Annotated in this window: 26 protein-coding genes; all 26 read left to right on the top strand. The window is 37.1% G+C overall.

The annotated features are described in order from the left end of the window. A partial coding sequence (locus HMPREF9013_RS05420) for a leucine-rich repeat protein (protein ID WP_040333660.1) occupies positions 1-2,429 on the top strand: 2,429 nt, incomplete at its 5' end. Between the two features lie 177 nt (positions 2,430-2,606). Continuing rightward, positions 2,607-2,852, top strand: coding sequence for a hypothetical protein (locus HMPREF9013_RS05425; protein ID WP_006627375.1), 246 nt, complete (start codon positions 2,607-2,609; stop codon positions 2,850-2,852). Then, on the top strand, positions 2,815-3,285 hold the full coding sequence (locus HMPREF9013_RS05430) for a prepilin peptidase (protein WP_006627376.1): 471 nt from the start codon (positions 2,815-2,817) through the stop codon (positions 3,283-3,285). Before HMPREF9013_RS05425 ends, HMPREF9013_RS05430 begins: the two co-directional genes overlap by 38 nt. Further along, positions 3,282-3,458 (top strand): Flp family type IVb pilin, encoded by a 177-nt coding sequence (locus tag HMPREF9013_RS07500; protein WP_006627377.1) that lies wholly within the window; start codon positions 3,282-3,284, stop codon positions 3,456-3,458. Before HMPREF9013_RS05430 ends, HMPREF9013_RS07500 begins: the two co-directional genes overlap by 4 nt. 58 nt (positions 3,459-3,516) lie before the next feature. Further along, entirely contained in the window at positions 3,517-3,687 is a 171-nt protein-coding gene (locus tag HMPREF9013_RS05435) for a Flp family type IVb pilin (RefSeq protein ID WP_006627378.1), read from the top strand. Between the two features lie 77 nt (positions 3,688-3,764). Beyond that, positions 3,765-4,292, top strand: coding sequence for a TadE/TadG family type IV pilus assembly protein (locus HMPREF9013_RS07245; protein WP_050772090.1), 528 nt, complete (start codon positions 3,765-3,767; stop codon positions 4,290-4,292). Further along, entirely contained in the window at positions 4,289-4,822 is a 534-nt protein-coding gene (locus HMPREF9013_RS05445) for a TadE family protein (protein ID WP_006627380.1), read from the top strand. The genes HMPREF9013_RS07245 and HMPREF9013_RS05445 overlap by 4 nt, the downstream gene beginning before the upstream one ends. A gap of 5 nt (positions 4,823-4,827) precedes the next feature. Beyond that, complete coding sequence (locus tag HMPREF9013_RS05450; RefSeq protein WP_198002137.1) at positions 4,828-5,451, top strand: TadE/TadG family type IV pilus assembly protein; 624 nt, start codon at positions 4,828-4,830, stop codon at positions 5,449-5,451. A gap of 21 nt (positions 5,452-5,472) precedes the next feature. Further along, the gene (cpaB, locus tag HMPREF9013_RS05455) at positions 5,473-6,159 is read left to right on the top strand and encodes a Flp pilus assembly protein CpaB (protein ID WP_006627382.1); all 687 of its coding nucleotides are present in this window, start codon (positions 5,473-5,475) and stop codon (positions 6,157-6,159) included. A 21-nt stretch (positions 6,160-6,180) separates the two neighbouring features. Further along, positions 6,181-7,377, top strand: a complete 1,197-nt coding sequence (locus HMPREF9013_RS05460) for an AAA family ATPase (protein ID WP_006627383.1) — start codon at positions 6,181-6,183, stop codon at positions 7,375-7,377. Beyond that, complete coding sequence (locus tag HMPREF9013_RS05465) at positions 7,377-8,741, top strand: CpaF family protein (protein ID WP_006627384.1); 1,365 nt, start codon at positions 7,377-7,379, stop codon at positions 8,739-8,741. The genes HMPREF9013_RS05460 and HMPREF9013_RS05465 overlap by 1 nt, the downstream gene beginning before the upstream one ends. Beyond that, the gene (locus HMPREF9013_RS05470) at positions 8,738-9,676 is read left to right on the top strand and encodes a type II secretion system F family protein (RefSeq protein WP_050772091.1); all 939 of its coding nucleotides are present in this window, start codon (positions 8,738-8,740) and stop codon (positions 9,674-9,676) included. The genes HMPREF9013_RS05465 and HMPREF9013_RS05470 overlap by 4 nt, the downstream gene beginning before the upstream one ends. Before the next feature lie 14 nt (positions 9,677-9,690). Beyond that, the gene (locus HMPREF9013_RS05475; RefSeq protein ID WP_006627387.1) at positions 9,691-10,632 is read left to right on the top strand and encodes a type II secretion system F family protein; all 942 of its coding nucleotides are present in this window, start codon (positions 9,691-9,693) and stop codon (positions 10,630-10,632) included. A 2-nt stretch (positions 10,633-10,634) separates the two neighbouring features. Next, positions 10,635-10,973: a DUF192 domain-containing protein gene (locus HMPREF9013_RS05480; protein ID WP_006627388.1), complete on the top strand. Its 339-nt coding sequence runs from the start codon at positions 10,635-10,637 to the stop codon at positions 10,971-10,973. Beyond that, entirely contained in the window at positions 10,963-11,943 is a 981-nt protein-coding gene (locus HMPREF9013_RS07250) for a coiled-coil domain-containing protein (RefSeq protein ID WP_006627389.1), read from the top strand. The genes HMPREF9013_RS05480 and HMPREF9013_RS07250 overlap by 11 nt, the downstream gene beginning before the upstream one ends. Before the next feature lie 156 nt (positions 11,944-12,099). After that, positions 12,100-12,972 carry a hypothetical protein gene (locus tag HMPREF9013_RS05490; RefSeq protein WP_006627390.1) on the top strand — a complete coding sequence of 291 codons (873 nt, stop codon included), beginning with the start codon at positions 12,100-12,102 and terminating at the stop codon, positions 12,970-12,972. A gap of 91 nt (positions 12,973-13,063) precedes the next feature. After that, on the top strand, positions 13,064-13,516 hold the full coding sequence (locus tag HMPREF9013_RS05495; RefSeq protein WP_006627391.1) for a ribosome assembly cofactor RimP: 453 nt from the start codon (positions 13,064-13,066) through the stop codon (positions 13,514-13,516). 11 nt (positions 13,517-13,527) lie between these two features. Further along, the gene (gene nusA, locus HMPREF9013_RS05500) at positions 13,528-15,237 is read left to right on the top strand and encodes a transcription termination factor NusA (protein WP_006627392.1); all 1,710 of its coding nucleotides are present in this window, start codon (positions 13,528-13,530) and stop codon (positions 15,235-15,237) included. 2 nt (positions 15,238-15,239) lie between these two features. Then, positions 15,240-15,497: an RNase P modulator RnpM gene (gene rnpM / locus HMPREF9013_RS05505; protein WP_006627393.1), complete on the top strand. Its 258-nt coding sequence runs from the start codon at positions 15,240-15,242 to the stop codon at positions 15,495-15,497. A gap of 29 nt (positions 15,498-15,526) precedes the next feature. Next, positions 15,527-17,374, top strand: coding sequence for a translation initiation factor IF-2 (gene infB, locus HMPREF9013_RS05510; RefSeq protein ID WP_006627394.1), 1,848 nt, complete (start codon positions 15,527-15,529; stop codon positions 17,372-17,374). 2 nt (positions 17,375-17,376) lie between these two features. Continuing rightward, positions 17,377-17,730, top strand: a complete 354-nt coding sequence (gene rbfA / locus HMPREF9013_RS05515) for a 30S ribosome-binding factor RbfA (RefSeq protein ID WP_006627395.1) — start codon at positions 17,377-17,379, stop codon at positions 17,728-17,730. Positions 17,731-17,791: 61 nt separating this feature from the next. Next, a complete protein-coding gene (locus HMPREF9013_RS05520) occupies positions 17,792-18,085 on the top strand; it encodes a WXG100 family type VII secretion target (protein WP_006627396.1) in 294 nt (97 codons plus the stop codon). A gap of 9 nt (positions 18,086-18,094) precedes the next feature. Continuing rightward, positions 18,095-18,391 (top strand): WXG100 family type VII secretion target, encoded by a 297-nt coding sequence (locus tag HMPREF9013_RS05525; RefSeq protein WP_006627397.1) that lies wholly within the window; start codon positions 18,095-18,097, stop codon positions 18,389-18,391. Beyond that, positions 18,375-20,348: a hypothetical protein gene (locus HMPREF9013_RS05530; protein WP_006627398.1), complete on the top strand. Its 1,974-nt coding sequence runs from the start codon at positions 18,375-18,377 to the stop codon at positions 20,346-20,348. Before HMPREF9013_RS05525 ends, HMPREF9013_RS05530 begins: the two co-directional genes overlap by 17 nt. Further along, positions 20,345-22,969: an FtsK/SpoIIIE domain-containing protein gene (locus HMPREF9013_RS05535; RefSeq protein ID WP_040333664.1), complete on the top strand. Its 2,625-nt coding sequence runs from the start codon at positions 20,345-20,347 to the stop codon at positions 22,967-22,969. Before HMPREF9013_RS05530 ends, HMPREF9013_RS05535 begins: the two co-directional genes overlap by 4 nt. Continuing rightward, on the top strand, positions 22,927-23,169 hold the full coding sequence (locus HMPREF9013_RS05540) for a hypothetical protein (protein WP_006627400.1): 243 nt from the start codon (positions 22,927-22,929) through the stop codon (positions 23,167-23,169). The genes HMPREF9013_RS05535 and HMPREF9013_RS05540 overlap by 43 nt, the downstream gene beginning before the upstream one ends. Positions 23,170-23,177: the final 8 nt, after the last annotated feature.

Raw genomic sequence — 23,177 nt, forward strand, 5'->3', positions numbered from 1 at the left:
CAAGCAGTTATAAGATGGTGATACCGGAGAGTGTCAAAGAGATTGGTGAACGAGCGTTTGCGAATAGTGAAAATTTGAAGACCTTGACATTAAATAAAAATATTACATTAATTGCTGATAACTCTTTTGAAAATTGTTCTTCTTTAGAACTTGAATTCCCATTAAATTATGTTTGTTTGGAACATGTTTTTAAAAAGAATATTCCTTATAAATTGATTATTGGAGAACATAAAATGAATGCCGGTATTTTGAATGAAAAATCCAGCAGATTCAAGGTGGATGGAATAACGCCTGAAGGATATTATAACTGTAGTATTCAATATGAAGTGGATTCTAATAAGTTTGCCGCATTGAAAAATAAGATGATTCGAATGAGATTGGATAATAATACTAGAATGGTCTACTCTTCTATTAAGATGAATGGTCAGAAACTGACAAATATTTCTATGATAGATCACTTGTTATCCATTCCTGTTACAGAAAATCACGGCACAATTTCCTTTTTATTGAAACCATTTAATGGAATTCAAGCAAAAGCCTTTGCGTCATTTAGTTATAGTGATTCTGATAAAAAAATGGATGATTTAATTGGTTATATTTCTTCAAGCGAGGCTGGCATTACGTGTGAAACACCTTCTTTTACTTCTGAAAAAACATTTGAAATTCAGGGTTATTCTAAAGCTGATGCTGTTGTTAAAATCTTTATAGATGAGAAATTACAGGGAGAAGTCAAGACAGATCATAAAGGGTTTTATAAGTATTCTCTTCACCATAATTTCAATACTTTTGGTAGTCATACAATCAAAGTGAATCTAAATGAAACGAATAAATGGGTCTTGAAGAAGGTTGTGTTTGATCCAAATCATCCTGAATTAGAGAAATTTGAAATGATTTATTCTAACCATCATTTGGAAGCTGGAAATGACTATCATTCTGTTGATTTGTTGAAAAATGATATTTCTTATGTTACGGCTTGGTATAACAGACCATTGACATTTAAAATCAAGTATAAAAATGATAAAAATATCGGAGCTGTTTTCCTAAACGGTTACATCGAAGGTAAGAAGGCCATGATACAGATGTTTAAGGATAAAAAGACCGGAGAATGGGTTAATAAGTATCCATTTGTTCCATCTGATCCTTTAAAACTGCCTTCTTCTATTTGGCCAACCGTGATTAGAAAAGATCAACTAAAGACGGAGAATGATGATAAAATTGATCTTGATTTAAAGAAAAATGAAAAGTTAGACAAGTCGGTTGCAAGAATGTCTAAAAACTATTTCAGTGAGACTTTAAAAATTAAAAAAGATGACATCAAACCGGGGTTCAGTCGTAAAATTGATAAAAATAAAACCTCTTCGTCTTTGTTGGCTTTAGCACAAACATACGACAAACTGATTTCATCTTCAGAAGTGGAATATGACTCTATATTAGCTGAGTATAAACATTCGCTTGCTAGTTATATCAAATCCAGTGTTTCCAAATTTAAGAAGATGAATGGCATCACCATTGAAAAAAATCCAAATATTGAAGTAGTCAGCAACATTGCCATGAATATGCTTTCCATCGGATTAGGTGAATTAAACGCTGACTTAGGATTTGTATTTGATACGATCACAAATACCATAGATGTCTATACCTGTTATTACTATATGTTTAGAGTTTTAGCGGCTATTGAAAACAATAACAAAGCTGATTTGAAAAAGTATGGAAATCTGCTTATTAGAAAATCACTTGTTGCCAGTTTTAATATATATTCTCTTTTCAATCCCACACAAGGTTTAGCAAACGCCATCACCATGGGACTATTTAGTTTTGCATTAGAAAAAATTTTAGATGGAATAGATTTTGCAACTGGTATAGAATTTCTCGTGAATTTGCCAAAGATCATCAGAGATCCAAGTGGCTATGTGTATGAGGCGGTGACTTCTAATCGAATTGAAGGGGCGGTTGTTTCTATTTATCATCAAGATTTAGTCAATGGTACTCCGGTTTTTTGGGAGTCGGCTAAGTTTGGACAAGAGAATAACCAAATTACAAAAGCGGATGGTAAATATGGTTGGAATGTGCCGGAAGGAAATTGGCAAGTGCGTTGCCAAAAACCGGGGTATGAAAATTACACCAGCGGATGGATTAAAGTACCACCACAACATGATGACATTAATATCGGTTTGATTTCCAAAGAAACGCCGACATTATCAAATGGAATCAGAAAGGATGATGGTATCGAATTGAATTTCAGTAAGTACATGAAACCGGATTCGGTTAAGAATATGGTGATTAACGATGAAAAAGGTGAAGTGTTTGCGAAAAAATACATTCTTAAAATCAAAAATAAAGGAAAAGTAGCGTATTCTTTGAAGACTAACGGAAAAATAAAGAGCTATGCCGGTATTTCTATGGATGAAAAAACAATGGTCTTAAAGTGAAAATGGATCATTAATCCCTATTTTACTCGATTTTCAAAGGGTTTTCAAAGAAAAATGGGGAAAAAGGTTGACATAGAAATTATCTGTGAAATAGAATAGAGTCGGGAAGCAAGATGAGATTGGTAAGTCATTGCTAACTATAGGACATATATAAAAGTACAAGAGGGAGGGATATTCTTGAGAATATCGGTTTCACATGTGATTCTATCTGTTTTGGTTGCCGTGATTTATTTTTTCTTAGCTCCTAAAATAGCAGATTGGGTCTTACAAGAAAAAAAGAAAAGACGTAAAAAGTCACTAGAAATCAAAGAATTAAATCCATATTGCTGGTATGCTGTTGGCTTGGTATCGTTGGTGGCAACTTATTTTGCATTAGAAAAGTTTGATGTCGTTCATCTTTCTTTCTTTCTTTCTTGTGTTTGAATTATTTGCGGCTGTGATTTCGATGATTGATTTTAGAGCAAGAATTATTCCAAATGAATTGGTGATGATTCTTTCGGCGATTGGTTTTATTTATTCACTTGTCACGAAAGGACTTCAAGGACTTGGAGTAGCTCTCATCGCACCTGTTGTATTGTTTATCCTATTTATGATCATTATGGTCGGCTTTCAAAAATTAACGGGTAAACAATTTGTGATGGGGGCCGGTGATTTGAAATTGATGATGGCTGCTTCGTTGGTTGTCGGTAATTTAGCCGGTTTTCAGATTTTTCTATTGGGTATGGCTGGTTTTATGATGGCTTATATTTTAATTGGTCTTGGTTTGAAAAAAATCACATTATATTCTCTGTATCCTATGGCTGCTTTTATTATGCTGGGGATGTTGTTGGGTTTGTTTGAAAGGGTTTTGATATGAGTATTGAAGAATGGAAAAGTGAAGATGGACAAGCCATGACGGAATATGGCTTATTGATTGGGATTCTGGTTGTTGCTTTATTGTTAGTGATTGGGGCTACAGCCGGTTCTATTGTAAACCTCTATGAGGTACGGATTAGACCGATTTTACTGAATGCTTTAGTTGGTCGTTAAGATTGGTTATAAATCTGAAAAGATTTGTAATAAAAAAATAAAGAAAGGAGAAAAAGGCATGAAGAATTTTATGAATTGGTTCACAGAAGAAGAAAGTGGACAAGGAATGGTTGAATATGGTTTGATTATCGCTTTGATTGCAGTTGTATTGATTGTGGCTTTACAAGCTATGCAAGGCGGAATCGCAAATACATTCCAAGCAATTACTAATGCTTTACAACGACCATAAGGCATCGTTTTTTGGAGCTGGTAAAAGGGGGTATGGTGTCAAAGCTATACCCCACTATTTTAGAAAAGGAGGATAATGTGTTATTAAAGAAGATAACCCGATTTTTAAAAAGAGAAGATGGTCAGAGTTTTATTGAGTTTGCGTTGGTGTTGCCTATTTTAATAACAGTATTGTCCGTGGTATTTGATGTGGTTCGTATTGTTGATGCCAAGATGGTACTGAATAATGTGGCGGGAGAAATATCAAGAACGTTTGTCATGCAAATTGAAGGGGTAAGTCAGGACGAGAATTCTGTTATCGAGAGGGTCAAAGAAAATTTTAAGGATCGTTTAGATGTTAAACGATTGAATGTGACAATTTCAGGACAAACACCAATATCAGCTAAGTATACCTTGAGAGGATGTTGGCTGAAGGATGCGGACGAAACTGGTTATTGTAAACCGGGTCATATCCATGAAAAAGAAAAAAATTATCGGTATAAAGAGTTAGTGGTGAATGTACAGTACAATGTTGATGTTATTTTGCCATTATCAAGGGTGGTATTGGGAAGAGATTCAGTCAGTGCTTCTACCCGTTTTATTGCGAAAGTAGGTGTTAAGCCTTGAAAAAAATTTGGAAAAAAATAGGAAAAACTGAATGTGGACAAGCCATGGTTGAGTTTGCTTTAACGGCTGTGATGTTTTTTGCAGTGGTTTTTGCGGTAGTGGATATCGGATGGATAGGATATCAAATGGTTGCTTTTGATTATGGGTATCAACATGTCAGCTGGAATTTCTTTTTCGAATGGGACGGTTCGGTTAGACGAAAACAAGGAGAAGCCGGACTGAGTGATAATGAACTGATTAAAAGAAGGCTCGTTTCTTCCATTCGAATGGTAAATCCGAATGATTTAACGGTTAGTAATGGAAAATTCACTTTTTATAAAGAAAAATTCGGTAAAACTTTTTTGCGTGGGGATAAGGAATCAATAACGAAAGATACAAAAATGAGTATGAATATTCAAGCGACGATAGAGTATCGTGTTAGAGCCTTAACGCCACTTGGTCTATATTTCTTTAATCAAAATGGAGAAAGGGGCATTGTTCTTAGAAAACAACTCAATCGATATAGACTATTATCTGAGAGGACTGAATAATGAAGATGAACATCAGGAAATGGATCAAAGAGGAAAAAGGTTCCTATATTGTGATTTTTGCATTATTTCTAACTGTCTTATTGGGGATGATTTCCTTGGCTGTTGATGTCGGGATGATGTACCTCAAAAAGAATAGGATGTATGAAATAGTTCAAGTTATGAGAGATTTACGGTTTACGAAATATGCAGAGTCAACCTTAATTCATGTTTTGCATGGAAAGGACCCTGCTCGAGAAATATCCCAAGAAATGGTGAAATACGCTCGCTTGAATGGGTTTGAAGGTGAGATTAGAATTACTTATGTTGAAGAGCACCCGTACGATGACAACGGCAAACCGGCAGACCCTCGCTACTATAGGAGATATAGGATTTATATTCTTTTGATTGATACGTATCAAACGACAACATTAAGAGCTCTGAATTTTTTAGGAAGGAACTTTGATACGGTTTTAATTAGAAGTGGTATTGCAGGAAGTGGACATCGATGGAATGGTGGCGGTGATGCGGTTGTGTATCGCCCGTACGTTCCGGGGGCACAAAGTGCTACCTATGTCAGCAAAGGCAAAGGAAATTTGTCAGTAGAAAAATCAGCAACTTTGGATCGATATAATTATGGAAATCATTATTAATAAAAGAAGGAAGGAAATATAATGAAAAAAATCAAATTTATTGCGGCTATCTCAGGAGCCTTAACCATGGTGTTTCTCGCTTTGTTCCTGATTAGTTCATCGGCTGGAAGAGGAGCTCAAAGCACAGCAGTTTATGTGGCGAGTAAGAACATCAAAGCAAATCAACAGATCACAGAGGATATGTTGGAATATAAAAAAGTACCGGGGAACTTGGTGGTAGAAGGTGCGGCTAAAAATAAAGATGAACTTTTGGGAAAAATGGCCAAAGTAGATATCTTAAAGAATAGCGTTATTTCTAAAGAAAATGTGTATAAAGAAGGAGAACCGGAAAAAAACGGTGGTTTAACTTATGTCATTGCAAAGGGAAAAAGAGCGATCAGTTTCCCGGTTGAATATAGTACCGGTATTTCTTCACTGTTACGTGGTGGGGATCGCGTGGACATCATTTTGACGCGTGCAAAAGACAGTAATTTTGTTTCTAAAACGATTTTGTCGAATGTTAAGATTCTGGCGTTAGGAAATGACTATTCAGTTGGTGTCAATAAGTCTGGTTCGGAAGGAAAATCTTATTCAACTGTAACAGTTGAATTAAGTCCTGAAGATTGTGTGAAGTTAATGAATGGTTCTAAGGCTGGTACATTGTCTTTGAGTTTGAGAACGCCAGGAGACAATTCATCATCTAGTAAGAGTGAGTACGTTTCTGATTAAGATAGGGTATTGGAGGAAAAAATGTCATTAAGAACAATTGTATATGGAGCTTCCCAACAGGAAATTAAATTAATTGAAGATCACTTGGTGGAAGATCAGGAAATTGAAGTGGTATATCACTCCTTAAACTTACCGGTAGCGGGAGATGATGTAGCGAAGATTCAACCGGATTTGGTTTTGGTTTATGGAGCCGCTTCGGAATGGGCCTATAAAATAGCTGGTCAAATTTATACGATGTTTCCGAATATTGTCACGATTGTTATGTCGGATTTGACGGATGAATCAGTGGCTAGACAGGTATTAAATGCCGGAACTTCAGGTTTTATCTGTCCGATTCCGACCGATCATAATGAAACTTGTGATGCGATCAAGCGCATTTATTCAAATTCCAAATCAAGAATTGATTTGATTTTGGAAAAATCCGGTGCGCCAAGAAAAGCGGAAATGATAACGGTTTTCGGAACGAAAGGTGGCATTGGTAAAACGACGTTGGCAACAAATTTAGCAGTTTCTTTAGCCAAACAAAAGCTAAAGGTCTGCATTTTGGACTTTGATATGCGTTTTGGGGATGCTCATATGTTCTTGGGGGTTGAAGTGAAAGAAACGGTGACGGATATGCTTCAAGAACAACGAGTTCCAACGATTGATACCATTCGACGCTTTTTTGTAAGTCATCATTCAGGGGTGAAATTATTGGGTTCGCCATCCAGTCCTGAATACGCTAGTGATATTTCGGGAGAACAATTGGAGCCGGTGATCAACTTGTTAAGAGCTCATTACGATTATGTGATTGTGGATGTATCACCGGAATTTTCAGACATTAATTTATTGATGTTGGAAATGTCTAATACGGTTTTATTTATGACTTCTTTGGATATTGCGGCGTTGAAGAATGCCAAGAAGAGTTTATTGATTTTGGATTCCTTAAATTTAAAGGGAAAGGTAAAATTGATTGTTTCTCGTGAATTTAAGGGTGATATTAGCTTGAAAGATGTTGAAAAAGTAATGGGCTTGAAAGTGGAAGCTTCCATTCCAGATGGGTATCTAGATGCTACAAAAGCTTTAAATCAAGGAGAACCGATCGTTCTTTTCAATGAAAAATCAGCTATTTCAGAAGCGGTAGATCGTTTTTCATACCGTATTTCTAGAAAAGTTGAACTTAACCGTAATGATAAGACGAAGAAAAAGTCGGCCTTTAAATTTGGAGGCAGAAAATAATGTTATCGGTTCAAGAACGGTTAGAGCAGGCTAGTGCGACGAAGCTTTCTTCACGATTGAACTCCATGATGAATAATGAGGAAGCGATGATTCGCAATGGTGATGAATTTGATGCTTTCAAAGAAAAAGTTCATCTTGAGCTATTAGATCGAATCAACTATGGAGTTAGTATCAGTGCTTCGCAAAAAGATGAAGTGTATGATTTGGTAAAGTCGATTGTTGAAAGTTTAGGTAGTGATATCAGCCGTCCGATTCGAAATCGGTTGGTGGAAGAGATATTTGATGAGACGATTGGCTTAGGACCTTTAGAGCGACTGTTAAAGGATCCGGATGTAACGGAAATCATGGTCAACGGGCCTGAACAAGTGTATGTGGAACGTCAAGGTAAAATTAGCTTGAGTGATGTTAAGTTTAAAGATAGTGGAGCTGTTTTGACGGTCATTGATCGGATTATTTCTCCTTTGGGAAGACGTTGTGATGAAAGTACTCCGATGGTGGATGCTCGTTTGCCGGATGGTTCTCGTGTCAATGCGATTATTCCTCCGGTTTCATTAGTTGGTCCATCTATCACCATTCGTAAATTCTCTAAAAAAGGGTTTGAAGTGAGTGATTTGATTCGTTTTAATTCCTTATCGTATCAAATGGCAGCTTTCTTGGAAGCTTGTGTTAAGGGAAAAGCCAATATCATTGTTTTTGGTGGAACAGGTAGCGGTAAAACCACGTTGTTAAATACTCTATCGGGTTTTATTCCGGAAAACGAGCGCATTGTGACCATTGAAGATGCGGCGGAATTGCAATTGAAACAGCCTCATAAAGTTATTTTGGAAGCTAGACCGGCCAACGTGGAAGGAAGAGGCGAAATTGCGATTCGTGATTTGGTTAAGAATGCCTTGCGTATGAGACCGGATCGTATCGTGGTCGGGGAAGTGCGTTCTGGTGAAGCTTTAGATATGTTACAAGCGATGAATACCGGACACGATGGTTCTTTGACGACCGCCCATGCGAATACGTCACGGGATTTATTGTCTCGTTTGGAAACGATGGTGTTAATGGCGGGAATGGGATTACCTTCTCGGGCGATTCGGGAACAAATTGCCTCTGCTTTTAATATCTTAGTTCATCAAAGCCGTTTAAGAGATGGAACCAGAAAGATTATGGCGATATCGGAAGTAGTGGGAATGGAAGAGGATACCATTTTATTGCAAGATATTTTCACGTTCAAACAAGAAGGGTTTGATAGTAATGGTCATATTCATGGCTCTTACGTACCAACAGGTATTCGACCAAAGATTTTACAACGAATCATGGATGAAGGAGTGGCTATCAATGATCATTGGTTCAATACCACAGGAGGTAGGCCATGAGTTTGCAGTTCGTTTTTCTTATTTTATTGGTGTTGACTTTTGGTTTATTCATGTACGCCATGATTTATTTATTGCTGTTTGAATATCGTTATGGAACGAAAAATGTCAAATACCAGCTTCGAAAAATGTATGATGGAGAAGAGAAAGAAGAGGATGATGATTTCATTGTTCGCATATTGTCCTTCATCAACATTTCAGAAAACTTGCGTCGTTATTTATTGACAACCGGTTTACCGTTAAAACCGGAAGAATTTATTCTGCTTTGGGGTGCAACGGCCTTGATTTTGCCATTGATTACATTCATTTTAAATCTAGGTCTATCAACAATGGTTTTGTTTTTCATTGTTGGTCTTTTGCTTTTTCCGTTAATGGCGGAAATAGCAAAAAAGAAAAGATTGGCTTTGTTTAATAAACAATTACCGGAAGCGTTAGTTATTATCGGTAACTGTCTTCGTTCGGGATTTACATTCCGTCATGCTTTAGCACGGGTATCGGAAGATTTACCAAATCCTATTTCAGAAGAATTAAAACGGGTGATTCGTGAAGTGAATTATGGTCGAAAATTGGAAGAATCGCTTGGCGAATTAGCTTCAAGAACTAATTCAGCGGAATTGGAGATGATCAACTCGGCGGTGACCATTCAACAACGCTCGGGTGGTAATTTAGCAGAAATTGTAGAGAAAGTAACGGAAACCATTAATGATCGTATCAACATCCGAAATCAAATCCGTGTTTTGACAACACAGGGAAGATATTCGGGAATGTTAATTGGCTTATTACCGGTCTTTTTGCTTATAATTTTGACTTGGATCAGTCCTAATTATATGAATTCCTTTTTTAAAACTTCTATTGGTAAAGTGATGTTGGTGGTTTCTGTTATTCTAGAAACAACCGGATTCCTATTGATTCAAAAGATCGTGAATATCAAATATTAGAAAGTGGGGCGTGTATGAGTCAGAATTTATTAATCTTGTTGATTTCCGTCAGCACCGGCTTATTTGTGTATTCGATGATTTTGGTCAAATTTGTGAATGAAAGAACTCATTTAAGACTTCAGTTAAAGGACATTGCGGAAACGGAAAATAGCCTTAGACGCAATTCGGATGACATGGATTTTGAAAATAAATCTTTTTATAGTCGTGTTATTTTCCCAGGGATTGAGCGTTTATCACTTTTTATTGGTAGAGTTTTCCCGATTGCTCAAAAGGATCAAGATAAATTAAACCTTCAATTGCTCCAGGCGGGATTGCGGATTAAAGCACAAACGTATTTGACCATTCGTATTTTAGTGATTGCGGTCTGTATGATTTTCACCTATATTTACATTGGCCCTTATCATCTATATTTTGGCTTTTCTGTTATGATGAGTGCATTGGGAGGAATTCTTTCAGGCTATATCATCTCTCGCTTTGTTTTGGCAAGTCGGGTTACGAGAAGACAAAATTTATTGGAAAAACAATTACCCGGTTTCTTGGATTTGTTGTCGGTTTGTGTAGAAGCCGGTTTGGGTTTTGACCAAGCGATTCAATACGTTTGTCATGAATATAAAGGGGAATTGAGTGATGAATTTAAGGTCGTACAAAGAGATATTTCACTAGGAAGTACTCGTAAACAGGCTTTAATGAGCTTATGCCAAAGAGTGACTTCCTCACAAATGACTACATTTACGGCGGCTGTTTTACAAGCCGATGAAATGGGGATTTCTTTAAAAAATATTCTGAATGCACAATCGCGTAATGTTCGATTGGCCTACAAGAATAAAATTGAAGAAAAAGCACAAAAACTGTCCACCAAAATTTTAATCCCGATGTTGATATTTATCTTTCCGGTGATTTTTATCATCCTATTAGGACCGGCGGTTCCGGGGATTATGAAAGCCTTGGGTAGTTAGTGATGAATCAAAAAGTGTTGATTCTAAGTGATCGAACAGAAATACCGGTTCGAGTAGCGGATACATTTTGGTTGAGATTAAAAGGACTGATGTTTGATAAGAGCTTGGAAGGCGGATTATTCTTTCCTAATGTATCTAGGGTACACACCAATTTTATGCGCTTTACGATTGATGTGGTGTATCTGGATCAAACTATGAAAGTGTTGGATTGGGAAACCTTACCCGCTTGGCGTATTGGCAAAAAAGTGAAGCAGGCTAAACACGTGCTTGAACTGAATCAAGGAGTTGCTCAATCATTTAAAAAAGGTGAACAGATAAAGGAGAAGGAACATGAGTACTGATAATCAAAATAGAAGTTCAATAGCCTATTTGGACTCGCAATTAGAAAGTGTGTATTTTAACCAAGGTTATTCTAAGCAAACGGTTAAAAATTTTGTGGCGGAGTTATTAAAAGAATTAGAATTTCAAAAAGATAGCTTTGAACTTCAAACCAAAGATTTGTTTAATGATAAAAATCGTTTAGAAGAAGAAAATAAAGCATTGGAAGAAAAATTGAAGAAAGCATTGGAATCAGATCCGGATACGAATCAAAAAGAAGTAGAAGAGTTAACCGGTAAAGTAGATGAACTTCAAAAAAATTTGGAAGAAGCGAATAAGCGTTGTAAGAGCTATGAATCGTTATTGACAAAAGCGAAAGAAAAGATGAATCAAGATGGTCAAGGTGATGATCAACAAATAGAAAAATACCGCCTTGAAAATGAAGCTTTGCAGAAGGAATTGGAAGAATACAAGAAACAAATGGGCGGTTCTGAAAAGCTATTAGAAGATGTAGAGAAACTTCAAAAAGAAAATCATAAGTTGTCGAAAGATTTGAAAGAAGTGAATGAACTAAAAGAAAAAATGGTTCAGGAATTGGAAGAGGCTAAAAATGAAGCGAGTCATTCTCGTTCTGCTGAAGCGTATGAGCATCTTCAAAAGACCAATAAACTATTGGAAACGGAAATTTTCTCTTTGAGTAAGAGCATTGAAGAATTAACCGATAAGACGGTGAAACAAAATAAGCAATTAAATGATATGACCAGTGAAATGGATCAGATTCGTGAAGAAAATAATCAAGCGATCAACGCACGAACAGAAATGCACTTGCGTTTATCCTCTTACGCGGAATTATTTAATGAAATGAAGGATGAATTGGAATACAATAAATCGAATATTGATGTTCTAAAGAGACAACTGGAGGATCAAAGAGAAAAGAATCGTTTCTTATCCGGTTTAAAGGTAGAAAAAGTTAGTGAAGATTTGAAAGGTTAACCAGCTAAGAGAAGACTTGATTTCTGTTGAAAAAAGAAATTGAGTCTTTTATATCGGCTTTTACATAAAATTCATAAGATTTTCACTGAATTTTACGGTGATTCAATGGTAGAATAGTAGTAGTGAAGCGTATAGAAGAAAAAGGAGGCGGAAAAGATGGGTTTATTTGATGTGTTTAGTAAGAATAAATTCGGCCAAGAACAGCTGGACAAACGAGTCAATCAATTAAGCGATTTCTTAGGTCAAAAAAATATTCGATGGGATTCCATTCAACTCATCAATACCACTTCAGACTGGTCAGTACATATTCATTACGCCGGTTTGGAAATATCTTTCGTCCTTGATTTAGGAAGATATACTTCTACCTATACGGGAGGAAATGAGTTGGAAGTCAACCAATTTGTTTCTAATTGGCGCTCGGAAATGGAAAGTTACATTAGTTCCAGTACGTCGTGTCACGATTTTATGATTCTGAAAAAGGAAGAAAGAGATACTCGTTTATATGCTTTCATGGATGATCATTTTGAAAGTAATACCATTCTTGGTTATAATCGTAAGACACTCGCTCTTTCGAACTATCCTTCGTATCAAAATAAGGCCATCCCGTGGTTATACGAGACGGTTGGTTTATGGGAAGACATCAATGCTTTTACGACCCTTATGGAAGGAATCATGGAATCGTTAGGAACCTTCTTTGGTGGGTATTATGAAGTGAAAGTGGATCAAGAGGATTTCTTAATTTCTATTCGTGGTTCCATTAGTGATGAGATGACGATTCGATTGAATCTTGGTAAAGGAGCCAGTTTAAAAACCAGTGATGACCAATTCCATTTGTTGGATTTTAATGTATTTAAAAAAATGTGTCATTTCTTTTATCGCGTTTTAGATGGCTTAAATCTTGATATAGAAGATTTTGGTCCAAAATTCAAGATGGTCTATGATGGCGTCGGTCGTCAAAGTTTTGAATTTACATTTGTGAACTTATTTGGATTGACGGATTTGACGGTTTATGGAGAAACTAGTCATTAAAAAGCTTGCTATTTAGTCGGAAAATAGGTAAACTGAATCTGTTGAAGTAGAAGGAGTGCTTAGGCACTCCTTCTGTTATGTATGGAGGAGTATGAATCGAATAGATGAAATCAAAGCTTTAGTCGTTCCGGCTTTAAAAAAGCAGGGATTTGAAGTGGAAGAAGTAACATGGATTTCAAAGGAAAGGACGCTTCAAATCAGTGTCCACAATTTGCAAGGTGAAACGGACTTGGAGGCTTGTGCAAAAGCCAGCGAATGTATTTCCGATATGTTGGATGAAAATGATCTGATGTTAGAAGGATATACCTTAGAGGTATGCTCTCCTGGAGCAGAAAGAGAGATTCAAGATATTCATTCCATCCAAGATGAATCCTATGTCCATGTGGAATTTAAAGAAGCAATGAATCACCATCAAAGTTTAGAGGGTTATTTAGTCCCCACTCAAGAAGGATATGAACTTCATTATCGTGAAAAAGCCGTTTTAAAGAAAGTGAAGTTGAACGAAGAAAATATTGCGTTTTTACGCTATGCAGTAAAATTTTAGGAGAAAAGAAAATGAAATTAGATTACAAAAAATGGCTCGCTGCTTTAACCGATGTCGAGGAAGAAAGAAGCATTCCTCAAAGTGTGATCTTAGAAGCCTTAAAAGAAGCGATGGCAAAGGCATATAAGAAAAATGAGGAATTGCCAGATATTGATGTGGTGGCGGAAATCAATGAAAAGAAGAAATCAATTGATTTGTTTCAAAATTATGTTGTTGTCACCGAGGTGGAAGATGATGAGTTGGAAATGTCTTTAGAACAGGCTCGTCAATTGGATAAGAATGCTCAAGTGGGAGATACCGTTCGTCGTCCGGTTGAAATTGAATCCATGACTCGTGCCGCCGCTATGTTGGCGAAAAATGTTATGCGACAAAAAATTCGGGAGGCTGAAAAAGAAGCGGTGTATAACGAATACATTGGTCAATTGAATGAAATGGTCTTCGGTACGATTGAAAGCATTAAAGATAAATTTACTTTAGTCAATTTAGGAAAAACGACAGCACTGATGTTAAGTGGAGAACAGATTCCTAATGAAAGACTAAGGGAAAATCAACGAATCAAAGTGGTGATTACCGAAGTCAACAAAGAAGGTAAAGGAGCACAAGTCTTAGTGTCACGTGGCACTGCAATGTTGGTACGTCGTTTATTTGAAGCGGAAGTTCCCGAAATTTTCCAAGGGGTTGTTGAAATCAAAGCTATTGCTCGTGAAGCTGGTGAAAGAACGAAGATGGCTGTCTTGAGTCACCATCCGGAAGTGGATCCGATTGGAGCTTGCATCGGTCCTCGCGGTTCTCGGGTACAAGAAATCATTAAGGAATTGAAAGGCGAAAAAGTAGATATTTTTGAATGGAGTGAAGATATTACTTCATTGGTTCAAAATGCGTTATCACCGGCAGAAATTGAGACGGTCATTCCTAATGAAGATGGTTCTTTGATGGTGATTGTGGCAGAAGATCAATTGAGTTTAGCCATCGGTAAACGTGGTAAAAATGCTCGCTTAGCTGTGAAGTTAACCAATCGAAAAATTGATATCAAGACACGAGCGGAATTAGAAGAAGCCGGTGTGGATTATGAAGCCTTGATGGAAAAAGCAAAAGAACGCAAAGAAAAACTTCAAATAGAAGCTCAAGAAAGGGCTCGTAAGGCGGCTTTGGAAGCTGCTAAATTAGCGGAAAGCAAGCGTCTTGAAACTTTAGAGAAATTAAGAGCTGAAAATTCTGAAGAGTTGGAACAAGAGTTCTTCCCGGAAGAAATGCAAGAAGTCGTGGATGATGGCTTAGTGGAAGAAGTGGATCATATTGAAGAAACAAGTTCTGAAGTAAGGGAAGAAGAAAAGGTTGAAGAAGAAATCATGGTGGAAGAAAAGCCAATTGAGACAAAGAAGGAAGAAAAGAAATCCAGCAAGCATGCCAACTTGGAAGAATTAGCGAATAAGGCAACTTATGTATCGGTATTTGAAAAATTGGTAGACAATAAAACTCCGAAGCAGGAAGTCAAGAAGAAGTGGAAGAAAAAGAAGAACGAGGAAGAAGAAATCAAGGTCAATAATAAAGAACTGGAAGAACAGATCAAAAAGAAGTTGGCTTCCCAAAATAATCTTCCGATTTATACAGAAGAAGAGTTGGCTGAAATTGAAGCTCAACAACAAGCGGAAGAAGAAAAAGAATATGACTTCGATTACGATGAATATGAAGATTACTATAACGAGGAGGATGACAACTAGTCATGATGAAAAAAATTCCCTTACGCAAATGTGTGGTTACCGGGGAACAATTTCCAAAACAAGAGCTATTAAGGGTGGTAAAAACGCCAACGGGAGAAATCCATGTGGATCTAAGCGGTAGAGCCAATGGCCATGGGGCTTATTTAAAAAAAGAAACTTCGGTTGTGAAATTGGCTCAAAAGAATAAAGCACTGGAAAGAGCTTTTAAAATGAAAATAGAGGAAAGTGTCTATGAGGAGATCTTAAGAGCCGTTCAATAATCAAATAGTGAAATAGAAAGAGAGGGTTTATGCCAGTCAATAAGAAAAACAATACAAAAAAGAATCATCATGCCAATAAGAAAAATAAGAATTATCGAGCAGAAAAACCGATTGTCAAGAAGGAAATTCACGAAATCACTTATTCAGACGGTATGACGGTTGGTGAATTAGCTGATAAGATTGGCAAACAAGCTTCTGATATCATCAAAGCATTATTTTTAGAAGGCAAGATGGTCACGATCAACTCTGCCTTGGATGATGAAATGGTCCAATTGGTTTGTATCGGTTATGATATCGATGCCACTAAGGTGAAAGAAAAAGATGAATTTAGTTTAGAAGATGAAGAAGAGGATGACGCAGACAGTTTGAAATCTCGTCCACCGGTGATTACGATCATGGGGCATGTTGACCATGGTAAAACAACTTTATTGGATGCGATTCGCCGTACGAAAGTGGCGGCTGGTGAAGCGGGTGGTATCACTCAAGCTATTGGGGCGTATCAAGTCAAAGTTAATGAACGTCCGTTGACTTTCTTGGATACACCAGGTCATGAGGCTTTTACAGCGATGCGAGCTCGTGGAGCCGGTATTACCGATGTAGCAATCATTGTGGTGGCGGCAGATGATGGAGTGATGCCTCAAACAAGAGAAGCGATCGACCATGCCAAGGCGGCTAATGTACCAATGATCATTGCGGTCAATAAGATGGATAAGCCGGATGCTAATCCGGATCGGGTTAAAAACGAATTGTCTGAGTTGGGCATCATGCCGGAAGAATGGGGTGGTGATACCATCTTTGTGAATACTTCTGCCCGTAATGGAGAGGGGATTGAAACATTATTAGAGACGATTTTGACAGTTGCGGATGTTTTAGAATTAAAAGCCAATCCGAATCGCATTGCAACCGGGACGGTCGTGGAAGCTAAATTAGATAAGGGACGTGGATCGGTTGCCACTTTATTGGTTCAAAACGGAACATTACACCAAGGAGATCCGATTGTTGTGGGAACGGCTTTTGGTAAAGTGCGTCGAATGGTGGACGAAGATGGTCATGTCTTAAAGAAGGCCGGTCCATCTAGACCGGTGGAAATCATCGGTTTAAATGCCGTTCCTGAAGCAGGTGATATTTTCCGTAGCTATGAAAACGAGAAGGAAGCTCGTGCTATGGCGGAACGTCGGATGCGTCGTAAACAAGAAAGTGATCGTCGTAAGACATCGGCGATGAGCTTGGAAGAGCTTTCCGAACAAATTGAGTCGGGTGAAATCAAAGAAATTCCGGTGATTGTCAAGGCGGATGTGCAAGGATCAGCGGAAGCGGTAAAGTCTTCTTTAGAAAAATTAGAAGTTGAAGGAGTTAAGGTGAATGTCATTCGTGCAACAGCCGGATCAGTGACTGAGTCTGATGTGATGCTGGCGAGTGCCTCTCATGCTATGATCATTGGTTTTGCTGTTCGTCCGGATGCAAATGTTCGTAAGAAAGCGGAAGAATCCGGTGTTTCGATTCGCTTGTATGACATTATCTATAAAGCAACGGAAGAGATGACTTTAGCTATGAAGGGGATGCTGGAACCGGTTTATGAGGAAGTGGTCATTGGGCAAGCAGAAGTTCGTGAAACCTATAAAGCTTCAAAAGTTGGCACGATTGGTGGCTGTATGGTGACGGATGGTAAATTGGTATCCGGGTGCAAGGTACGTTTGATTCGAGATGGTATTGTGGTCTATACCGGTCAATTGGGTTCTTTAAAGAGATTCAAAGACGATGCTAAGGAAGTATCGACCGGTTTTGATTGTGGTATTACGATTGAAAACTACAATGATATCAAAGTGGGTGATACGATTGAAGCTTATCAGGATCAAGAAGTTGAGGTGGATGCTTAGCCATGGCAAACACCATCAAACAGAAACGATTGGAAGGCATTATCCGTAAGAATATCTCGGATATTATTCAATTTAATTTAAAAGATCCGGATGTCGGCTTTGTGACCATTACGGATGTGGCGGTTTCTAACGATCATAGTTATGCCCATGTGTATGTGGTTTTCTTAGGAAAAAAAGAAAGAGCACAGGCTGGCTTAAAGGCTTTAAATCGAGCAAAAGGATTCATTCGTCGGGAATTAAGTCAACGTTTGGATATTCGCCGCACGCCAGAGCTTATTTTTCAAATGGATCAAGCGGAAGAAAGAGGTCGTCATATTGATGACATCATTAGAAAAATTCATGAAGGAGAACAATAGTTTTCCTTTTTTTGATGGAGTTTTCATTCTTTTGGGAATAAAAAAATGAAAGGAGTTTTTTATGATTAAAGTTGAACCGGAAGAATTAGAACTGCAAGCCAATAGGCTTCAACAGGATTTAGAACAATATCAGAACCAAAGCAAACAAGTATTGAATACGGTATTGAATCTAAAGGATATTTGGCATGGTAAGGATAATGAAACCTTCACCAATCGTTTATTGGAGTATCACAAGGACATTCAACAGGTCGGATTGATTCTAAATGATTACATTCAATTTCTTAAGCAAAGTACTCAAAGTTATCGTCAAGTACAAGAGGATCTGGTATCCCAAGCACAGTCTTTGAAAGGATAGGAGGTTTTTATGGCCATACAAATATCAATTGTGAATGTTCGAGAATCTAGCCATCAATTGAAACAACAGTCTCAACAAATGATGGATACTTTAGAAGCTATCAAGCAAAAGATGTTATTGGTGCAACAGAGTTTTGAATCGGAAGCTTCAACCGAGTTTCAAAATCGTTTTTTGCAATTCTCAAAACGTTTTTTGGAAATGCAGGATACGATTCAGTCTTATATTCAATTTCTAGAGATTACAACCAGTTCTTATGAAAGTTTGGATGCAAGTCTAAAAGGAAATGCGAATGGTATGCAAGTCTAGCAAAATTATTTTAAGTTTGTTTCTGGGATTGACTTTATTGGCTTGTCAGAAAGAGGTAAAGGAAACCATCACTCTTGGTTCTTGGCTTCAAGCGATGGAGCAAGAATCTCATATTGAATTGACGAAAACAGCTTCTCCTTATTTTCTTCATATTCAGAAAGATCATCCTCAGTTTCAAGTGGTTCAAACGGCGGTGGATTGGAAAATAGTGGAAGAAGGCATCCGTTTGGATTTAGAAAAGCCGTTAAATAAAGAATGGTTAGCGTATACGTTGGTGAATCTATGGTCACCTCAAAAAGAAGTATCTGGTTCAAAGGTGAAAGATAAAAATAAATCACAGTTTCCTAAGCATATCGAAAAAGCCATTTCTTTAGGAATATTAGAGGTGGATCAACATCATCTTTTTCATCCGGAAGAGGTGGTTGAAAAAGATAAAGCGATGGCTATTTTAAAGAAGGTGGTCCGTTATTTAGACGATAGAAAAGTGGATTTAAACAAAGGAAAAGTGGAATGGAAAGAACAGATGGATGTGCAGGAAATAAAGCCATCTGATTGGAATGAAAATGAACAGTCGCTTCATTTAGCTAAAAATTCTCACCTAAAAGTAGGCTCTATTGTGAAATGTCGGGATCAGTATTATCGCATCTGGAAACAAAAGAAAAACAAGGCTTTTTTAGAGAAAATTAATCCATTAGAATTAACCAAAAAAATAGATTTTTCAGGGGAAACGAAGATTGATTGGTCACAAGCCAAGATTCAACCCATTTCTAATGGGGTTCAACCAACTGCACTAACGACTTCTTCTTATCGAAAACCCATTCAGATTTTAGGGTATCAAGGAGAATTGAAATTGGATTCTTCAGGAGTATATGCTCGTTTGGAAAAGCAACTTCCGAAGGAAGCTAAGGCTTTTGTTCAAATGGAGGTAAGTGGCTTATCGGTTAAATACGATTGGCATTCTAGGGGCTTAAAAATACCGGATGCGTATGTCCGTTTTCGCTTTCAATCTAATCAAAAAGTAGGGATTGAAAAAGGAAAAAAAGTCAGCTATCAAGCTCATTCAAAAATCAGTTTAGATGAAATCCGTTCGTATCTCATTCCTGAAAATCAATTTGTGCAAGCTAAGATTCCTTTGTGTTCCATCCAAGTTCCACTTCCTCAAATCCCCGGTTTGTATGTCCATTTGGCATTGATGGTTGAATTGGACATTCAGGGGTATCTTCATTTTTCCCTCCAACAAATGAATTTATTGGGGTTTCAAATTCGCAATTCCCATGTCCGTTGGATTCGTAATTCCAGTCAACAAAATTCTCTTCAATCCAATGCGTCCGCTTCTGTATTGGCTAATGTACATTTGGGATTGAGACTGGCTAAGTATGATTTAGGAAATATCGGTTTAAAAGCGGGAATACAAGGTCGCTTAAAAGATAAAGTGGTTTTTTATGATTCTCACCAGAAAGCTCAAGAAGTTTTTGGACCCTTTGATCAACAAATTCGACAAAAAGAAGGAATACGGTATTGTCAAGATCACTCTGCCAATTGGATTTTAGAAGTTTTTTTCAATCAGGAAAATAGTCTTTTAAATAAACTGGGTATCAAAGCAAATTTTTCATTATTAACTGAGAAACAAGCCACCATTTTTCAATCACAAGCTCATCATTTAGAATCCTGTCGCCTGAATCCACCTTATGATCAGGAAAATCTTCATCACCGAGATGGCTTTGGAATTCAAAAGCTCAGTTATATGGTTAAAAAAGGACAGTCCATTGATATTACATTAGAAGAGCTACCGGCTGGCTATTCCTTATCTGATATTGAAGTAAAAGTGGTGCATCCGGATATTATTGAAAATGACTTTCTACGCTTTAAAGGTTTACAAGAAGGAGCCAGCTCCATTCGTATCCAAACCAAAGATCAGGCACATATCCTTTATATTTCCATCATGGTTGTTTCATGAGATTATTGCTTTATCATCAAAAGCAGGTAAGGCAAATTGCGTTGAATGAGTGTTTTGCGGATAAATTAAAGGTGGAATTTCATGAGGGATTTTATTTAGGTAAGAAACGTTTGGAAAGTCATCAGTGGCTGTATTTTCGCTATCATCATGAACAGTATGGTCTTTGGATTGAAGATCATCCAAGCTATAGCTATATTTTTCCGTGCGACTTATGGCTGGAAAAAGACCTTCCGAAAGAAGTTCCAATCCTAAAATTAAAAGCCAATGGAGAAATAGAACCTTTGGGTCGACAATGGGCTAAAGGAGATGGTTTGGATTACTACCAATACCATTTAGAATGGCATGACTTTGGCTGGCTGGTGAATACAAATCTTTTGGAAAAGAAGGTGAAGATTGAAAAACATCATAGAAAAGAACTCTATTTTCCTAAAATAGAAGAACCGATCGTTCCAAAGATTTCCGATCCTGCCATATCTTCCATTCATCCAAAGCGTTCTCTTTTTCTTCAAATGGGGCCAGGTTTAACCATGGCTTTTGCGACTTTGATGAATGCGATGGTTCAATCAATCCGCTTATATGAACAAGGAAAGCCTTATGAAGAGCTTCTCTTTGTGTTTTTAATGCCGATGATGATGTTAATCAGCATCCTTCTTTGGCAACCTTTAAATCGTTTTGCGGAAAATAAACAAGAAAAGAAAATTCAAGAAGTGCAAAAAGAAGAATATCGGAAAAAAGCAGAGAAAAATTGGCATTCTTTTCTAACAATATTTCAATCGTATCAAGAAACCATCAAACAATCATTTTTTTCTTTAGATAGTTGCTTAAGGCATCCGTCCGGTATTTGGATGGGGTTGGGATTTTACCAAGAAACCATTCCATATCTCATACCAAAGACGATCAAAAAGCTAAAGATTGAAAATTTTACGAATCAACAATTATTATTTTCGAGTAGTGAAGAGGATTTTATTCAATGGATTAGAAGATGGGATGCTCTTTATCAGGCCGGTGATGTACCGGCTTATTTATTGGCTTCGAAAACTTGGTTTTCCAATTATCCTGAAGTGTTACAACTTCCGATTTTCTATCATCATGGGAAAAGACATCTTTATGAAGCTGGTCAAACATTTGAAATGGAGGAAGGAGGCATTCTTTTTTCATTAATTCCTTTAACCGATAAACACAAAGGAACTTGTTTCGTATGGAGTCATCAAGCCCTTCAGTATCCTTTTGAAAAAAGGCTGTTGTATTGTCAATCGAAAATGATCGTAGAAGATCAAATGGAAAAAAGAATTTATCAGCCTTTAGACATAGAACAAAAAGATTATCGGGCAGATCCATATCAAATTCAAAAAACGAAAAGTAATCCCCATCAAAAAGGCTTGGTTTGTGTGATGGAAGAGGGGAATTTATCATTAGATCTAAGTGAAAACAAAATGGGACCTCACGCTATCATTACAGGAACAACCGGAAGCGGGAAAAGTGAATTGGTGCTGTATTGGCTTTTAAGTATGGCCAAACAAAATTCTCCCGAACAACTTCAAATTTTATTATTTGATTTTAAAGGTGACAGTTTAAAACAATCTCTTCGTTTTAAGGGAAAGACCATTCCGCATATTAATGCCAGCATTAGTGATTTACAAGTCGATGAAGTAGATCGTGCTTTATGTGGCTTGGAACAGGAATGTCGATATCGAGAAGCACTTTTTCAAAAAGCAAGTACTTGTTTTCAAGAACCAATCACGAGTTTGGCACAATATCAAAAATACCAAAAAAAGGGATGGGAACGGTTACCTGAAATAGTGTTGGTTTTTGATGAATTTGCTCAATTTAAACAACGGTTTCCAGATAAACTAAATCCATTTGTGACATTAGCCAGAATTGGTCGAAGTTTAGGAATTCATTTTATTTTAATCACCCAAAAAGCCAGTGGTGTGATTTCCGAACAAATTTGGGCTAACATTCGTTTGAGAATTTGTATGAAAGTGACGGATCGGCAGGATTGTTTGGATACACTTCACCAAGATCGAAGAAAAGAATTAAAGTCAGCGGGAGATTTTATTGCTCATTATGATGAGACATACATTCAGGGACATTGTCCTTACTTGGAAGATTACATTTCTCCAAAAGAGAATAAGGTGGAATTAGACCATCAGTTACAACCTATACCGACCTATAAGAAAGGTCAAATACGATTGCGAGAATATCTGTTAGAAAAGATTATTGAAAAAAAAGAAGAAAACCATTTGCGTTCGATTTGGTTAAAAGCGCCAAGTTCCGATTTATTAAGAAATTCTCTTCTCGGTATTTTGGATGATTATGAAACAGCTCGCTATATCTCGATACCTTTAGAGGAAGTAAAAAGACCTATTTTATTCATATACGATGATCCAAAGGATTTATATTATCTTAAAAAACGACTCGGAAAAGATACTTTCCAAGCACGGTCCATTCATGAAAAGATCGGTTTGTCAGAAGAAAAGTATTTTATCTTGTATAAAGGTCCATTGACGTTAGATCGAATGAGTCAATACTTTCACCAAATGAAACGGATTCATTCTTTAAGAAAAGGAGAAGCTCTATGTTTGTATCAGGGAAAGATTCAAAAGATTCTGATATTTTAAGAAGAATGATTTTAAAAACGAATTTCTCAGAACATTGGTATGAACTGCCCAGTCATCAATCTTTAGCAGAAGCCTTCCCTGAGTATGAATTATTTTATGATTTAGTGCAAGGAGAATGGATTGATGCTGATGTAGCGATAGAGAGACTTTGCAAGGGGAACCGTCTTCCATATGTAGAAGCCTTTCAGCTCTTTGAATAAATGGTATA

This window comes from Bulleidia extructa W1219 (assembly GCF_000177375.1).
Lineage (GTDB): Bacteria > Bacillota_I > Bacilli_A > Erysipelotrichales > Erysipelotrichaceae > Bulleidia > Bulleidia extructa.

Coding starts and splice junctions, on each gene's coding strand:
- HMPREF9013_RS05430 (WP_006627376.1), top strand. CDS start 2,815: ATGTCGTTCATCTTTCTTTCTTTCTTTCTTGTGTTTGAATTATTTGCG.
- HMPREF9013_RS07500 (WP_006627377.1), top strand. CDS start 3,282: ATGAGTATTGAAGAATGGAAAAGTGAAGATGGACAAGCCATGACGGAA.
- HMPREF9013_RS05435 (WP_006627378.1), top strand. CDS start 3,517: ATGAAGAATTTTATGAATTGGTTCACAGAAGAAGAAAGTGGACAAGGA.
- HMPREF9013_RS05450 (WP_198002137.1), top strand. CDS start 4,828: ATGAACATCAGGAAATGGATCAAAGAGGAAAAAGGTTCCTATATTGTG.
- cpaB (WP_006627382.1), top strand. CDS start 5,473: ATGAAAAAAATCAAATTTATTGCGGCTATCTCAGGAGCCTTAACCATG.
- HMPREF9013_RS05460 (WP_006627383.1), top strand. CDS start 6,181: ATGTCATTAAGAACAATTGTATATGGAGCTTCCCAACAGGAAATTAAA.
- HMPREF9013_RS05465 (WP_006627384.1), top strand. CDS start 7,377: ATGTTATCGGTTCAAGAACGGTTAGAGCAGGCTAGTGCGACGAAGCTT.
- HMPREF9013_RS05470 (WP_050772091.1), top strand. CDS start 8,738: ATGAGTTTGCAGTTCGTTTTTCTTATTTTATTGGTGTTGACTTTTGGT.
- HMPREF9013_RS05475 (WP_006627387.1), top strand. CDS start 9,691: ATGAGTCAGAATTTATTAATCTTGTTGATTTCCGTCAGCACCGGCTTA.
- HMPREF9013_RS05480 (WP_006627388.1), top strand. CDS start 10,635: ATGAATCAAAAAGTGTTGATTCTAAGTGATCGAACAGAAATACCGGTT.
- HMPREF9013_RS07250 (WP_006627389.1), top strand. CDS start 10,963: ATGAGTACTGATAATCAAAATAGAAGTTCAATAGCCTATTTGGACTCG.
- HMPREF9013_RS05490 (WP_006627390.1), top strand. CDS start 12,100: ATGGGTTTATTTGATGTGTTTAGTAAGAATAAATTCGGCCAAGAACAG.
- HMPREF9013_RS05495 (WP_006627391.1), top strand. CDS start 13,064: ATGAATCGAATAGATGAAATCAAAGCTTTAGTCGTTCCGGCTTTAAAA.
- nusA (WP_006627392.1), top strand. CDS start 13,528: ATGAAATTAGATTACAAAAAATGGCTCGCTGCTTTAACCGATGTCGAG.
- rnpM (WP_006627393.1), top strand. CDS start 15,240: ATGATGAAAAAAATTCCCTTACGCAAATGTGTGGTTACCGGGGAACAA.
- infB (WP_006627394.1), top strand. CDS start 15,527: ATGCCAGTCAATAAGAAAAACAATACAAAAAAGAATCATCATGCCAAT.
- rbfA (WP_006627395.1), top strand. CDS start 17,377: ATGGCAAACACCATCAAACAGAAACGATTGGAAGGCATTATCCGTAAG.
- HMPREF9013_RS05520 (WP_006627396.1), top strand. CDS start 17,792: ATGATTAAAGTTGAACCGGAAGAATTAGAACTGCAAGCCAATAGGCTT.
- HMPREF9013_RS05525 (WP_006627397.1), top strand. CDS start 18,095: ATGGCCATACAAATATCAATTGTGAATGTTCGAGAATCTAGCCATCAA.
- HMPREF9013_RS05530 (WP_006627398.1), top strand. CDS start 18,375: ATGGTATGCAAGTCTAGCAAAATTATTTTAAGTTTGTTTCTGGGATTG.
- HMPREF9013_RS05535 (WP_040333664.1), top strand. CDS start 20,345: ATGAGATTATTGCTTTATCATCAAAAGCAGGTAAGGCAAATTGCGTTG.
- HMPREF9013_RS05540 (WP_006627400.1), top strand. CDS start 22,927: ATGTTTGTATCAGGGAAAGATTCAAAAGATTCTGATATTTTAAGAAGA.